Source organism: Hansschlegelia plantiphila, from assembly GCF_027922265.1.
Taxonomy (GTDB): Bacteria; Pseudomonadota; Alphaproteobacteria; order Rhizobiales; family Methylopilaceae; genus Methylopila; species Methylopila plantiphila.
This window is the reverse complement of sequence record NZ_BSFI01000007.1, coordinates 161,354-174,754: the sequence shown is the minus strand read 5'-3', so window position 1 is coordinate 174,754 and position 13,401 is coordinate 161,354. Positions and strand designations below refer to the sequence as shown.

The 13,401-nt window shown below is 70.7% G+C and carries 10 protein-coding genes; 8 read left to right on the top strand and 2 right to left on the bottom strand.

The annotated features are described in order from the left end of the window. Positions 1-53 precede the first annotated feature (53 nt). The 6 genes from smc (at position 54) to PKE75_RS07050 (ending at position 6,374) form a co-directional block, all read left to right on the top strand. Positions 54-3,491, top strand: coding sequence for a chromosome segregation protein SMC (gene smc, locus PKE75_RS07075; RefSeq protein WP_271168014.1), 3,438 nt, complete (start codon positions 54-56; stop codon positions 3,489-3,491). A gap of 216 nt (positions 3,492-3,707) precedes the next feature. Beyond that, entirely contained in the window at positions 3,708-4,064 is a 357-nt protein-coding gene (locus PKE75_RS07070) for an AtpZ/AtpI family protein (protein ID WP_271168013.1), read from the top strand. Positions 4,065-4,151: 87 nt separating this feature from the next. Beyond that, positions 4,152-4,898 (top strand): F0F1 ATP synthase subunit A, encoded by a 747-nt coding sequence (locus tag PKE75_RS07065; protein WP_271168012.1) that lies wholly within the window; start codon positions 4,152-4,154, stop codon positions 4,896-4,898. 78 nt (positions 4,899-4,976) lie between these two features. Further along, positions 4,977-5,201, top strand: a complete 225-nt coding sequence (locus tag PKE75_RS07060) for a F0F1 ATP synthase subunit C (RefSeq protein WP_271168011.1) — start codon at positions 4,977-4,979, stop codon at positions 5,199-5,201. A 61-nt stretch (positions 5,202-5,262) separates the two neighbouring features. Next, entirely contained in the window at positions 5,263-5,877 is a 615-nt protein-coding gene (locus PKE75_RS07055; protein ID WP_271168010.1) for a F0F1 ATP synthase subunit B family protein, read from the top strand. Positions 5,878-5,891: 14 nt separating this feature from the next. Continuing rightward, complete coding sequence (locus PKE75_RS07050) at positions 5,892-6,374, top strand: F0F1 ATP synthase subunit B family protein (RefSeq protein WP_271168009.1); 483 nt, start codon at positions 5,892-5,894, stop codon at positions 6,372-6,374. 119 nt (positions 6,375-6,493) lie between these two features. Here PKE75_RS07050 and PKE75_RS07045 read toward each other — a convergent pair whose 3' ends face one another. Both PKE75_RS07045 and PKE75_RS07040 read right to left on the bottom strand, forming a co-directional pair. Then, positions 6,494-7,369 carry a hypothetical protein gene (locus tag PKE75_RS07045; protein ID WP_271168008.1) on the bottom strand — a complete coding sequence of 292 codons (876 nt, stop codon included), beginning with the start codon at positions 7,367-7,369 and terminating at the stop codon, positions 6,494-6,496. Positions 7,370-7,537: 168 nt separating this feature from the next. Next, a complete protein-coding gene (locus PKE75_RS07040; protein WP_271168007.1) occupies positions 7,538-9,322 on the bottom strand; it encodes a M3 family oligoendopeptidase in 1,785 nt (594 codons plus the stop codon). Between the two features lie 250 nt (positions 9,323-9,572). On the opposite strand from PKE75_RS07040, the gene PKE75_RS07035 reads away from it, so the two are divergent. Both PKE75_RS07035 and PKE75_RS07030 read left to right on the top strand, forming a co-directional pair. Further along, positions 9,573-11,063: a sigma-54-dependent transcriptional regulator gene (locus PKE75_RS07035; protein ID WP_271168006.1), complete on the top strand. Its 1,491-nt coding sequence runs from the start codon at positions 9,573-9,575 to the stop codon at positions 11,061-11,063. Between the two features lie 79 nt (positions 11,064-11,142). Beyond that, positions 11,143-13,125, top strand: a complete 1,983-nt coding sequence (locus PKE75_RS07030; protein ID WP_271168005.1) for a L,D-transpeptidase family protein — start codon at positions 11,143-11,145, stop codon at positions 13,123-13,125. The last annotated feature ends 276 nt before the right edge of the window (positions 13,126-13,401 follow it).

The window sequence follows — 13,401 nt, the reverse complement described above, 5'->3', positions numbered from 1 at the left end:
GCCCGCCGCGCCGCAACGGTAGCGACGCGAAGCGCCGGGACGGGGGCCAGCCCGTGAACTTCACCCGGCTCCGTCTCTCCGGCTTCAAGACCTTCGTCGACGCCACTGAGGCGCCGATCGAGCCCGGGCTGACCGGCATCGTCGGCCCGAACGGCTGCGGCAAGTCGAACCTCGTCGAGGCGCTGCGCTGGGTGATGGGCGAGAGCTCGTTCAAGAGCCTGCGCGCCTCCGGCATGGACGACGTCATCTTCGGCGGCTCCGGCGGCCGCCCCGCCCGCAACCACGCCGAAGTCTCGCTCACCCTCGACAATTCCGCGCGCACCGCGCCGGAAGCCTTCAACGATTCGCCGGAGATCGAGGTCAGCCGCAAGATCTCGCGCGGGCTCGGCTCGCTCTACCGCATCAACGGCCGCGAGGCCCGCGCCCGCGACGTGCAGCTGCTGTTCGCCGACGCCTCCTCCGGGCCGCGTTCGCCGGCGCTGGTCGGCCAGGGCCGCGTCGGCGAGATCATCAACGCCAAGCCCGAGCAGCGCCGCCGCATCCTGGAGGAGGCGGCGGGCGTCGCCGGGCTGCACGCCCGCCGGCGCGAGGCGGAGATGCGCCTCACCGGCGCCGAGCAGAACCTCACTCGCGTCGAGGATGTGCTCGGGCAGCTCGCCGACCGCGCCGACACGCTGCGCAAACAGGCGCGCGGCGCCGAGCGCTACCGGAGCTTGAGCGACGAGATCCGCGCGGCGGAAGGCCTCTCCCTGCTGATGCGCCACGAAACCGCGGCCTCCGGCGTGCTGGCGGCGGAACAGGCGGAAGCGGCGGCGCTGGCGTCCGTCGCCGAAGCCATGCGCGTTCAGGGCGAGGCGGCGCGCGCGGCGGCGGTCGCCGCCCATGTGCTGGAGCAGGCGCGCCTCGCCGCGACCGAGGCGGAGGCCGGCCTTCGCCGTCTGGTTCAGGAGGCCGGCGCGCTCGAGGGCGAGGAGACCCGCGCCCGCGCCCGGCTGAAGGAGCTTGCCGACCGGCTCGTCCAGATCGACGGCGACTTCGCCCGCGAGCAGGCCCTGGCGGCCGACGCCGCGACCACGCTCGACGCGCTGGAGCGCGAGCTTACGGCGCTCCAGCCCGAGCAAGACGTCGGCGATGGCGCAGAGGCCGCGGCGCGGCTTGCGGCCGCCGAGGCGGCGACTGCCGCGGCCGAAGCCGAGCTTGCGAGGGCGAACGAGGCGCAGGCCGCCCGCACGGCCGAACGCCGCGACCTCGAGCGCCGGCTGGACGAGGCCTCGCGCCTCGTCGCCTCGCTCGAACGCGAGACCCGCGAGATCGAGACCGAAGCGCGCCGGCTGGAGGCCGAAGCCGCCCGCGAGGGCGATGTCGCCGAACTCGGCCGGCGCGCGGAAGCCGACCGGGCGCGGCTCGCGGAGGCCGAGCGCGCGGCGGAAGAGGCGGAGGCGGCCCATGCCGCCGCACGCAACGCCGAGCAGGCGGCCCGCGCGCCGGCGGCCCAATCCAACGCCCTCGCCGAACGGCTCACCACCGAGGCGCGGACGCTCTCCAAGCTGCTCGCCACGGACGGCGCGCGGGTCTATCCGCCGGTTGTCGACCTGTTGCTGGTCGATCCCGGCTTCGAGACCGCCCTCGGCGCCGCGCTCGGCGACGATCTCGACGCCGCGATCGATCCGCGCTCGTCCGCCCGCTGGACCGTGGTCCCCGGCGCGTCCGATACCGCGTTGCCTGACGGCGCGCGGCCTTTGAGCGCGCATGTCGTCGCTCCGCCCGAACTGAAGCGGAGGCTCGAGCAGATCGGCGTCGTCGAGCGCGCTGACGGTGAACGGCTGCGCGCGTCTCTCGCGCCAGGACAGCGGCTGGTCAGCCGCGAGGGCGATCTCTGGCGCTGGGACGGCCTGACGCTCGCGGCCGACGCGCCGACGCCGGCCGCCCGAAGGCTGACCGAGAAGAACCGGCTGGGGGCGGTCGAGCGCGAGGCGCTGGAGGCCCGCGGCGAGGCGTTGCGGCTGCGCGAGATCGTCGACGCCGCGCGCAGCCGGGCGACGGTGGCGGCCGCCGCCGAAAAGTCCGCGCGAGACGCTGCGAAGGCCGCTCGTCAGGCGGCGGACGCCTCTCGCGAGGCTCACGCGGCGGCCGAGCGCGCAGGGGCGAAAGTCGCGGCGCGCCGCTCGGCGGTCGAGGAGGCGGCGAACCGCGTCGCCGCTCAGCGCGTCGCCGCAAAGACCACAGCCGAAGCTGCGCGAGACGCGATCGCCCGCCTCCCCGCCCCGCAGGACGAGGCGGCGTTCGCAGCGCTCAAGGCCGCGGTCGCCGACGCCCGGCGCGAGGCCGCGGCGCGGCGCGCCGAGGTCGAGGCCATGGCGGCGGAAGCCCGACGCCGCGTCGCGCGGCGCGAGGAGCTCGCCGGCGGCGTCGCCTCCTGGACGCGCCGCAAGGAAGGGGCGGCGGCCCGGCTCGCCGACCTTTCCGCCCGCCGCATCGAGGTGACGGACGAGCGCGAGGCGCTGAGCGAGCGGCCGGACGAACTCGCCGAGAAGCGCCGGCTGCTGAAGGGCGCGCTCGGCGAAGCCGAGACGAAGTCGCGCGCAGCCGCCGACGCCCTCGCGGTTGCGGAAGCTGCGCATCGCGAGGACGGCAAGGCCGGCCGTGCGGCGCTCGATCGCTTGAGCGAAACCCGCGAGGAGACCGCCCGCGCCGGCGCGAGGCTGGAGGCGGCCCGTGAAAGGTCCGCGGAATCGGCGGAGCGCATCATGGAGGCGCGGGGCCTGACGCCCGCCGAACTCGCGGGTCAGCTCGCCGACGTTCCCCGCCAGCCGGTCGAGGCGGTCGAGGAGCGGCTCGCGCGCGCGATCGCCGCGCGCGAGCGGCTTGGGCCCGTCAACCTGCGCGCCGAGCAGGATCTGGAGGAGGCCGAGACCAGCCGGAACACGCTGATCGCCGAGCGCGAGGACCTGACTGAGGCGATCGCCCGGCTGCGCGCGGCCGTCCGCTCGCTCAACCAGGAGGGCCGCAACCGCCTGCTCGCCGCCTTCGAGGTGGTCGACGGACATTTCCGCCGCCTGTTCGAGACCCTCTTCGAGGGCGGAGAGGCGCGGCTGGAGCTGGTCGAGTCCGACGATCCGCTCGAGGCCGGGCTCGAGATCATCGCCAAGCCCCCGGGCAAGAAGCCCCAGACGCTCTCCCTTCTCTCGGGCGGCGAGCAGGCGCTTGCAGCGCTCGCTCTGGTCTTCGCGGTGTTCCTCACCAATCCCGCGCCGGTCTGCGTGCTCGACGAGGTCGACGCGCCGCTCGACGACGCCAATGTCGAGCGATTCTGCGCCTTGCTCGCCGAGATGGCGCGGACCACGACCACGCGCTTCCTCACGATCACGCACAACCCGATCACGATGGCGCGAATGGATCGCCTGCTCGGCGTCACCATGGTGGAGCGCGGCGTCAGCCAGCTCGTGTCGGTCGACCTCCAGACCGCCGAGCGGCTTGCCGAGGCGGTATAGAGGCGGGGCGGCCGCGATTCCCGGCCGTTTGAGCCACGATCGACGACATCGTGAGCGGGCGCATCCTCGAAACGCCCAAATCACGGCAGATTTGTCTTTCTTATCAAGGACTTACTACTTTGCGGCGGAACCTTGACAGGCCCGGACGCAAAAAATAGGGTGCCCGCGGTTTCAGGGGGCGTCGGCGGCTCCGGAGGTCCGGAAGGCTGACGCGACATGACGCAAGGCTCAGACGGACATTCGGGAGGCCCGGCGCCGGAAGGCGAAGGCGATCTCTCGGGGCGGCTCGACCGCCTCGGCCGTGAGCTGACGCAGCGCTCGGATGCAGGCGCGGCCCAAGACGCCGGAGAGCGGAAAACGCGATCCGACGCCGCGGGTCTTGCGCGTGCGCTCAGGCTGAGTTCGGAGTTCGTCGCCGGCGTCGTCGCCGGCGCGCTCGTGGGCTGGGCCTTCGACTACGTGCTGGGGACGAAGCCGTGGGGGCTCATCGTCTTCCTGATGATCGGCTTTGCGGCCGGCGTGCTGAACGTGATGCGCTCGGCGGGCCTGTCGGCCGGGCCGGGAAGTGACTGATCCCGGCGGATCGAACGATCCGCAGGGTTTGTGCAGCAAGGGCGGCGCCGCCGGATGGCGCGCGCCGAGACAGGATCCAAGGGAACGATGGCCGGCGACACCGATCCGATCCACCAGTTCCAGATCGTCCCCCTGATCGGGGACGGGACCTTCGCCTTCACGAACTCCGCCTTCTATATGGGCCTGACGGTCGCCGTGGTGACCGGCTTCCTGCTGCTCGCGACCTCCGCGCGCACGCTGGTGCCGGGACGCTGGCAGTCGCTCGCCGAGATGTCCTACGAGTTCGTCTCGCACACCATGCACCAGACGACCGGACGCGAGGGGATGCGGTTCTTCCCCTTCGTGTTCTCGCTGTTCATGTTCATCCTGGTGTCGAACCTGATCGGGCTGGTGCCGTACACCTTCACGGTCGCGAGCCACCTGATCGTCACCTTCGCGCTGGCGATGGCGGTGATCCTCACCGTCATCATTTACGGCTTCATGAAGAACGGCGTGGGCTTCCTGAAGCTGTTCGTGCCTCACGGGATCCCGGTCTACATCCTGCCGCTCGTGGTGCTGATCGAGGTGATCTCCTTCGTGTCGCGCCCGATCAGCCTCAGCGTCCGTCTGTTCGCCAACATGCTGGCCGGGCACATCACGCTGAAGGTGTTCGCGGGCTTCGTGACCATGCTGTCGGCGAGCCTCGGCGCGCTCGGGCTCGCGGTCGGCGTCCTGCCGCTGTTCATGGCGGTCGCGATCACGGCTCTCGAGTTTCTCGTCGCCTTCCTGCAGGCCTACGTGTTCACGATCCTGACCTGCATCTACCTCAACGACGCCCTTCACCCCGGCCACTGAACGGTCTCGAGCCGTCCCGGCCAGGCGGACGCCTTCACCCTTTTCGACGAACGAACAGAAGTCTCAAGGAGCATCACCATGGAAGAGATGGGCAAGTACATCGGCGCTGGTCTCGCGACCATCGGCCTCGCCGGCGCCGGCATCGGCGTCGGCCAGATCTTCGCGGCCTACCTCGCGGGCGCGCTGCGCAACCCGTCGGCCGCCGACGGCCAGTTCGCCCGTCTGATCTTCGGCTTCGCGGTGACGGAAGCGCTCGGCATCTTCTCGCTGCTCGTCGCGCTCCTCCTGCTGTTCGCCGTCTGATCAGCCCGAAAGGACTTGCGCAGGGCTCCGCTGAGCCCCGCGCGAGCGCATGGAGATCGCGATGACCGAGAGCGTCGGCCCGGCCGGCCAGACCTTCATGCTCGCCCAGGCGGACCACGCGCCTGCGGAGACGCACGCCGCCGGCACGGAAGCGCCGGGCGGCGGGCATGGAGCGGGCCACGGCGCGCCGTTCCCGCCGTTCAACTCCTCGACCTTCGCGGGCCAGCTGCTGTGGCTCGCGATCTTCTTCGGGGCGCTCTACTGGCTGATGAAGACGGTCGCGCTGCCGCGCGTCCAGAACATCATCGAAGGCCGGATGGAGAAGATCTCCGCCGACATCTCCGAGGCCAACCGGCTGAAGAAGGAGACGGACGCGGCGATCCAGGCCTACGAGAAGGAGCTCGCGGACGCCCGCGCCGAAGCTCAATCGATCGCGACCGCGATGCATGAGCGCTCGACCGCGGAAGCCGGCGAGGCGCGCCGCAAGCTCGAGGCCGAGCTCAACGCCAAGCTCGAGACGGCCGACGCTCAGATCGCGGCGGCCAAGACCGCCGCGCTCGGCAATGTGCGCGGCATCGCGATCGAGGCCGGCTCGGCGATCGTCGAGCGGCTGACCGGCAAGGCGCCCGCGGCGCCCGAGATCGAGCAGGCGGTCGACGCCTCGCTCGCGGCCTGACGGAGAGACGTGGGATGGGAAGCGCAGAACTCTGGGTCGCCGTCGCCTTCGTGATCTTCCTCGGCATCGTCGTCTATGTCGGCGTGCCCAAGAAGATCACGGGAGCGCTCGACCAGCGCGCGGCCAGGATCAAGGCCGAGCTCGACCACGCCCGCGCGCTGCGTGAAGAGGCGCAGAAGCTGCTCGCCGAATACAAGCGCAAGCGCGAAGAGGCCGAGCAGGACGCCAAGGTCATCGTCGAGAACGCCAGGAAGGACGCCGCCGGCTTCGCCCTCGCCGCCAAGGCGAAGGCCGAGGAGTTCGTCGCGCGCCGCACGAAGGCGGCCGAGCAGAAGATCGCGCTCGCCGAGAGCCAGGCGATCGCCGAAGTCCGCGCAGCCGCGGCGGACGCAGCCGTCGCCGCCGCGGAGCGGGTGCTGAGCGCCCAGGTCAAGGACGGGCTCGGCGACTCGCTGTTCGAGCGCGGCGTAAGCGAGGTCCGCGCCAAGTTGAACTGATCGCCGCCGGCGCGTCACGACGTGATATCAGGCCGCCTCCGGGCGGCCTTTTTCGTCGGTGGTTGGAGAGCCGCGCAACGACCGGGGCGGCTGGAGATTTCCGGCCGCCGGACGCCGCCTTACTCCGAAGCGGTGCGAACCCGGGCCGGCGGCTGCGGCGACGCGGACTGCGGGCGCGGCGCCACAGCGGGCCTCGCCTGCGGGACGCGAGCGGCGAGCTGCTGCTGGCGCGCCTTCTGGGACTGGGCCTCGCGCGCGCGGATCTGGCGGGCGGTCCTGTCGGCTGCGAGTTTCTGGAACATCGTCGTCGATGCGACGGGCTCGGCCGCCGGCCTAATGACCGCGGCCGCACCGGTCGCGACCGGCGGCAGCGGGGCCGGAGCGCGCACGCGCGCGGCGGCGCGGCGCGGCGCCTGTCGCCGGACCGCCTTCGCCGGGCGTTCGGCGCCGCCGCCTGAGGGATCGAAGCCGACCACGACCGTCCAGTTGGCGTAGCCGCCCTCGACCGGGGGCAGCGAGACGTTCTCCTCGAGGTGGTTGAACGACACCTTCTGCACGCCGGTCGGCAACTGCACCCTGACCTTCATCTTGCGGGTCTCGACCGGCTTGCCCTCGGCGTCCTTTACCGCGAGGCGAAGCGGCGCGTTGAACCAGCTCGGCCCGTCCTTCGAGTCGCGCTCCCCCTCCCCGACCACAGCGACCTTGAGGATCGTTTCGGCGCCGAGATCGGCGCAGTCGCGAGCGATTCCCTCGACTGTCGCCTTGTAGGCGTCGTCGCGGCGCGGAAACACGCCGCCGTCCGGTTCGACCACGATCTTCGGGCAGGTCGGATCGCTCTCGGCCTTCGGCTGCACGCCGTCGGACACCAGCGCCGTCGCCTGTTCGGCGCCTGGCGCGCTGGGGACGTCCGCGGGAGCGGCGACGGCGAAGGCGGCGCCGCCGAGAACCGACGCCGCCACGCCGAGCAGAGCGCTCGCGCGGTGATTGATGGACATGGACTTCAGGCCTCACGACGACGGGGTCGCACCCTCGTCTTTACTCTTTGACAACGAATCAGGCCAAATTGCGAAACTGGCCCGAAGTCAAGAGAGCGGCGCCATCCATGGGATCGCCAAAACGACGCGGCTCGTCCGCTTCGGACAGGCCGCGTCGTGGGTTGCCGGTTACTGCTCCAACGCCTCGAGCTCGGAGATCATCCGCTCGATGAGGCCGAGACCGGTCTGCCAGAAGGCCGGATCGGCGGCGTCGAGCCCGAACGGCGCGAGCAGATCGGAGTGGTGCTTCGTGCCGCCGGCCGAGAGCAGCGCGAAATAGCGCTCCGCGAAGCCGTCCGCCGCGCCCTCGTAGACCGCATAGAGCGAGTTCACGAGGCAGTCGCCGAACGCGTAGGCATAGACGTAGAACGGCGAGTGGATGAAGTGCGGGATGTAGGTCCAGAACACCTCGTAGCCGTCGTTCAGCCTGATCGACGGTCCGAGGCTCTCGCCCTGCACGCCAAGCCAGATCTCGTTCAGGCGGTCGGCCGGGATTTCGCCCTTGCGGCGCTCCTCGTGGACCCGGCGCTCGAAGGTGTAGAACGCGATCTGCCTGACGACCGTGTTCAGCATGTCCTCGACCTTGGAGGCGAGCATCGCCTTGCGCTGGACGGGATCGGTCGTGCCCTTCAGCAACGCGCGGAAGGTCAGCATCTCGCCGAACACCGACGCCGTTTCGGCCAGCGTCAGCGGCGTCGGCGCCATCAGCGCGCCGTTCGGGGCGGCGAGCACCTGATGCACGCCGTGGCCGAGTTCGTGGGCGAGCGTCATCACATCGCGGGGGCGACCCAGGTAGTTCAACAGGACATACGGATGCGCCGACGGCACCGTCGGGTGCGCGAAGGCGCCCGGCGCCTTGCCCGGCCTCGACGGCGCGTCGATCCACTTCTCGTCGAAGAACCGCCGCGCGATGTCGGCCATCTCCGGCGCGAAGCCGCCATAGGCGCCGAGCACCGTGGCCTTGGCCTCGTCCCAGCTGATGATGCGGGTCGGCGCGGTCGGCAGCGGCGCGTTGCGGTCCCAGAAGTCCAGCGCCTCGACGCCGAACCACTTGGCCTTCAGCTTGTAATAGCGATGCGACAGCCGCGGATAGGCGTCGCGCACCGCCGAGACCAGCGCGTCCACCACCTCGCGCTCGACGCGGTTGGCGAGATGGCGCGAGTCCGCGACGTCCTCGAAATGCCGCCAGCGGTCGGAGATCTCCTTGTCCTTGGCGAGCACGTTGGTGACGAGCGCGAAGGTCCGCACGTTCTCCTTGAAGGTCTTCGCCAGCGCATGAGCGCCCTTCTCGCGGACCTTGGTGTCGGGGTCCGAGAGCATGTTGAGCGTCGGCTCAAGCGTCATCGCCTCGCCGTCGACGTCGAAGCGCAGCGCAGCCAGCGTCTCGTCATAAAGCCTGTTCCAGGCGCCGCGGCCGGTCACCGACTTCTCGTGGAACAGCAGTTCGACGCGGTCTTCGAGCTGATGCGGCCGCTCCTTGCGGACGTCCTCGAGGAACGGCCGGTAGCGCCCGAGCTTCGGCTCGGCCATCGCCGTCTCGATCAGCGCGTCGTCGAGCCGATTGATCTCCAGGCTGAAGAACAGCAGGTGCGACCAGACGTCGGTCAGCTTCTCCTGAACGTCGCCGTAGAACTTCGAGCCCGTCGGATCTGTGGTGTTCTGCGAATAGATCAGGCTGGCGAACGAGGCGATCCGGCCGGTCAGGTCGTCGAGCGCCTCGAAATCCTCGACCGCTGAGATCAGGCCGCCGGAGGCCGCGAGTTCGCCGAGCTTTCCCTTGTAGCGCTCCTCGAAGGCGCGCGCGTCGGCGTCCGCGCGCGCGAGGTCCGCCGCGATCTCCGGCGCGTCGACGCCGGAATAGAGATCGGCGAGGTTCCAGACAGGAAGGTTTCCGAGGGCGGCGGTTTGGGACAACGGGGCGTGCTCTTCTTGTTTGGCGGCGGGGTTGCGCCACCGGAGATGGTCAGCCGCCAACCTATCGCAAGGCCGCACCGGAGGTTCAACAGCGGGGCTGAACGTCCTGGCGAGAAGAGGGCCGAGGACGCCGCCCCGCGACGACGCGGCTTGCAACGGAGCCCTGCGGAAATGCGCGGGCGACTTAAACCGCCGTTTACCGTGTCGGGGCGATGGTGGCCGAGTTCAGCGCCTCCAGTGAAAGTCCCGAATGAGCGCCGTTATCCTCATCGTCGACGACGATCCGGTGCAACGGCGCCTGCTCGAGTCGCAGCTGCGCCGGTTCGGCTACGAGGCGCGCACCGCCGAGGACGGCGTCGGCGCGATCGAGGCGCTGACCGCGCCGGACGCGGCCTACGATCTCGTGTTCCTCGATCTCGTGATGCCGGAGCTCGGCGGGCTCGGCGTGCTCGCCCGGATGCGCGAGCTGAACCTTGAAACCCCCGTCATCGTGCAGACCGCAAACGGCTCCATCGAGGCCGTGATCGGCGCGATGCGCGCGGGCGCCGCAGACTTCGTGGTGAAGCCGGTCGGACCGGAGCGGCTGCAGGTCTCGATCCGCAACGCGCTGCGCACGGATGCGCTGCAGGGCGAGATCCGCCGCATCGGCCGCCGCGAGGCGGGCACCCTGTCCTTCCGCGACATGCCGACCCGCGCGCCGGCGATGGCGGAGGCGGTGCGATTGGGCGAGCGCGCCGCCGGCTCCAACATCCCCGTGCTGATCGAGGGCGAATCGGGCGTGGGCAAGGAGCTGTTCGCCCGCGCCATCGCGGGCTCCGGCGAGCGCGGCGGCAAGCCGTTCGTGACCGTCAATTGCGGGGCGATCCCGCAGAACCTCGTCGAGTCCATCCTGTTCGGGCACGAGCGCGGCGCCTTCACCGGCGCGACCGACCGCCATGTCGGCAAATTCGTGGAGGCCGACGGCGGCACGCTGTTCCTCGACGAGGTCGGCGAACTGCCCCAGGACACGCAGGTGAAGCTGCTGCGGGCGCTGCAGGAGGGCGAAGTCGATCCGGTCGGCGCCAAGCGGCCCGTTCGCGTCGACCTGCGCATCATCTCCGCCACCAACCGCGACCTGTTCCAGCGCGTGCGCGAGGGAGCCTTCCGCGAGGACCTGTACTATCGGCTGAGCGTCTTTCCGGTGAAGGTGCCCCCGCTGCGCGCCCGCCGCGCCGACGTCAACGACCTTGCACGCCGCTTCCTGACCCGCTTCGCCGCGGAGGAGAGGCGCACCGTCACAGGCCTTTCGCCGGCTGCGATCGCGCTGCTCGAGCGCTTCGACTGGCCGGGCAACGTCCGTCAGCTCGAAAACGCCGTGTTCCGCGCCGTGGTGCTCGCCGAGCGGCCGGAGCTACGGCCCGCCGATTTCCCGCATATCGCAGCGCTGATGGGCGAGGAGCCCGACGCTTTCGAGGACGAGCCCCTGCCCTCGCTCGCCCGCGATCTCGAAGAGCCCGAGCTTGAGCGGCGGCTCGACGTGCCGGCGCTGCCGCTGTTCGCGAGCGACGGCCAGATCCGCCCGCTCGAGCAGCTCGAGGCGGACGCGATCCGCTACGCCATACGCCATCTCGGCGGGCAGATGACGGAGGTCGCGCGGCGACTCGGCATCGGCCGGTCGACGCTCTACCGCCGCCTGAAAGAACTCGGTCTCGATGAGGAATGTGGCGGCAGAGACACGAAGCCTGACGAAGCCGTCGCATAAATGAATCGTGTTCGGCGCCGTAGTTGAATCGCGCGGCCGCCGGCCACATCGTCATACGCTGGAAGAGGGACTGGAGCCCATGTCGAACATTGCGATGGCGCGCCCGCTGAGCCGGCGCGCAGGGCTCCGCCGCTCGGCGTCCGCAATCGTGCTCGGGGTCGCGCTGGCGGCCGCGGCCGGCGGCGCGGGCCGCGCCGCGTCCGGCGAAGCCGAGACCGCGATTCCCGTCCCCGACATCGCGCTGCCGCAGGTCGGCGACCGCGACTTCAACATATCGCCGGGCGGACGGGACGCGACCGGCTCGATCGACGCCGAGACCCCGCCGACGACAGAACCGGCCGCGCCTGCGGCCCAGCAGGCGCCTGCGCCGGCGCCCGGCTCGGCCGAGGCCGCCCCGATCGACGCCATGAAGGCCGCGGGGCCGGTTCCGGCCGCGATCGCCGATCTGTTCGCCGCGCCGGGCGCCGCCAGCGGTCTCAAGCTGTCGCCCGCCGACCGCGCGACGCTGCAGGCCTTCTACGTCGCGCGCCAGGGCGCGCCGCTGTGGGTCGCCGACGGCCGCTTCACCCCGAAGGCCGAGGCCGCCAAGGCGCGGATCGCCGCCGCCGCGGACGACGGACTGGACGCCGGCCGCTTCAGGCTTCCCGACGTCCCCTCGAACCCCGAGGACGCAGCCGGCGCCGCGCGCGCCGAGATCCAGCTCTCCGCCGCAGCCCTGGCTTACGCCCGCGAGGCGTGGGGCGGACGCGTCGCGCCGGGCTCCGTCAGCCCCTCGATCTCCTCGCGCCCCGACGCCTTCGACGCGACCGCCGCGCTCGCCTCGCTCGACGGCGCGAACGACGTCGCCGCGACGCTCGACGGCTTCAACCCGCAGCACCCCCAGTTCCAGGCGCTGCGCAAGCTGCTGGTCGAGGCGCGCGCCTCACGCGGCGACCGCGTCGAGCATCCGCAGATCGGCTTCGGCAAGCTGCTGCAGCCCGGCGACGAGGATCCGCGCGTTCCCACGCTGAGAACCCGGCTCGGCCTCACCGGCGGCGAGGACGACTTCTATTACGACACCGAGCTCGCCGACGCCGTCATCGCCTTCCAGAAAGGCGCCAAGATCGGCGCCTCGGGCCTCGTCAATCGCCAGACGGTGCGCGCGCTGAACGCCAACGCCCGTCCGCAGGACGACACCACGCTGATCGTCGCGAACATGGAGCGCTGGCGCTGGATGCCGCGCGAGCTCGGCGCGAAATATGTGTTCGTCGACCTGCCGGCCTTCGAGCTCCACGTGATGCAGGACGGGCGTTCGACCTACGACACCCGCGTCATCATCGGCAAGGCGAGCAACCAGACGCCGCTGCTGTCGAGCGCGATCAACCAGATCGTCGTGAACCCCTACTGGAACGTGCCTGTCTCGATCGCGATCAAGGAGCTCAGCCAGGGCTCGCTGCGCGGCTTCGAAGTCGTCGACAGCCGCGGCAAGGTCGTGGACGCAGGCTCGATCGACTGGGAGAGCGTGCGCGCCGGCAAGATGCGGATCCGCCAGGCGCCGGGCGAGCGCAACGCGCTCGGTCATATCAAGTTCCTGTTCCCGAACAGCCACGCGGTCTACCTGCACGACACCCCGTCGCGCAGCCTGTTCGCGAGGTCGGACCGCGCGATGAGCCATGGCTGCGTCCGCGTCGACAAGCCGCTTGAATTCGCCGACGCGCTGTCGGGCGACCAGGGCTGGAGCGGCGACAAGCTGAAGACGATGATCGGCGGCAAGGAGCGGGGCGTTCCGCTCTCGACGACGATTCCGGTTTATCTCACCTATTTCACGGGATGGGTCGACGACGGCGGCAAGCTGCAGGCGCGCAACGACCTCTACGGCATCGACGGACGGCTGAACGCGGCGCTCCGCGGCGAACCGCTGCCTCCGATCCCCGTCGAGGCGTTGCCGCGCATCGCGGCGAAGCCCCGCCCGAAGCCGGCCCCCGGCGCCCAGACGGCGACCGCGGCGCCGCCTCCCCCGGTGCAGCAACGGCCCGGCCCGGCCAACTGGCTGGCGCGGATCTTCGGTGATTCCCGCTATTGAGGCCCTGGAGCAATTGCGGCGATAAAAAGAACGCTATCGCCTTTTTGCCTCAACACGACAATTTCGCGCTGGCGTTTTCCGTCTCCCACGGCTACCAAGTCACGGTTCGGGGGATCGGGGGTTGTTTCTTCGCGGTTAGTCACCGCATGTTAACCACCCTCGCTGAGACTTTGTTGATCAATCGTCAAGTCGTCGCGCTCACGCGGCGACGGAGGCCGGTGGTCTTCTAAGCGTCAGGACGGATCATTGTTCGAAACCCGCTCGTCACGACGTCCC

Coding starts and splice junctions, on each gene's coding strand:
- PKE75_RS07035 (WP_271168006.1), top strand. CDS start 9,573: ATGAGCGCCGTTATCCTCATCGTCGACGACGATCCGGTGCAACGGCGC.
- PKE75_RS07060 (WP_271168011.1), top strand. CDS start 4,977: ATGGAAGAGATGGGCAAGTACATCGGCGCTGGTCTCGCGACCATCGGC.
- PKE75_RS07065 (WP_271168012.1), top strand. CDS start 4,152: ATGGCCGGCGACACCGATCCGATCCACCAGTTCCAGATCGTCCCCCTG.
- PKE75_RS07050 (WP_271168009.1), top strand. CDS start 5,892: ATGGGAAGCGCAGAACTCTGGGTCGCCGTCGCCTTCGTGATCTTCCTC.
- PKE75_RS07055 (WP_271168010.1), top strand. CDS start 5,263: ATGACCGAGAGCGTCGGCCCGGCCGGCCAGACCTTCATGCTCGCCCAG.
- PKE75_RS07030 (WP_271168005.1), top strand. CDS start 11,143: ATGTCGAACATTGCGATGGCGCGCCCGCTGAGCCGGCGCGCAGGGCTC.
- PKE75_RS07045 (WP_271168008.1), bottom strand. CDS start 7,369: ATGTCCATCAATCACCGCGCGAGCGCTCTGCTCGGCGTGGCGGCGTCG.
- PKE75_RS07070 (WP_271168013.1), top strand. CDS start 3,708: ATGACGCAAGGCTCAGACGGACATTCGGGAGGCCCGGCGCCGGAAGGC.